Here is a 520-nt window from a genome sequence, read left to right on the forward strand (position 1 = left end):
GATCAGAATGCTGCGGTGAATGCGTTCCCGGGTCTTGTACACACCGCCCGTCACACCACGGAAGTTGGAAACACCCGAAGCCGATTATCTAACCCTTGGGAGGAAGTCGTCGAAGGTGGCATCAATAACTGGGGTGAAGTCGTAACAAGGTAGCCGTATCGGAAGGTGCGGCTGGATCACCTCCTTTCTAGGGAGAATTGCCTACTGTTTAATTTTGAGGGTTCTTTTTTGGATCTTCTACAACGAAATATGGGGGTGTAGCTCAGTTGGGAGAGCACTTGCCTTGCAAGCAAGGGGTCAGGAGTTCGACTCTCCTCATCTCCACCATTAGGGATTTATCCCTATTGTTAGCACTTTAAGCAATTGATATATCTGAGTGTATATGAAGATATAGACTTTGCGACGTGCGTTAGCACTTTGAAAACTGCATATATATATTTAGTGATATGACATCTATTATATAAGTTTGATAATACTTTAAATTATCAGTTGATGACTTAATCATCATTTAATAACTTCT

1 tRNA gene and 1 rRNA gene are annotated in these 520 nt (G+C 42.5%); both read left to right on the forward strand.

Annotated elements, in window-relative coordinates:
* Positions 1-187, forward strand: a 16S ribosomal RNA gene (locus tag KQI18_RS14040); the annotation flags it as partial.
* Positions 188-251: 64 nt separating this feature from the next.
* Positions 252-327: transfer RNA gene (locus KQI18_RS14045), tRNA-Ala, on the forward strand.
* The last annotated feature ends 193 nt before the right edge of the window (positions 328-520 follow it).

Origin of the sequence: Metaclostridioides mangenotii (assembly GCF_018917235.1) — a bacterium.
Lineage (GTDB): Bacteria > Bacillota > Clostridia > Peptostreptococcales > Peptostreptococcaceae > Metaclostridioides.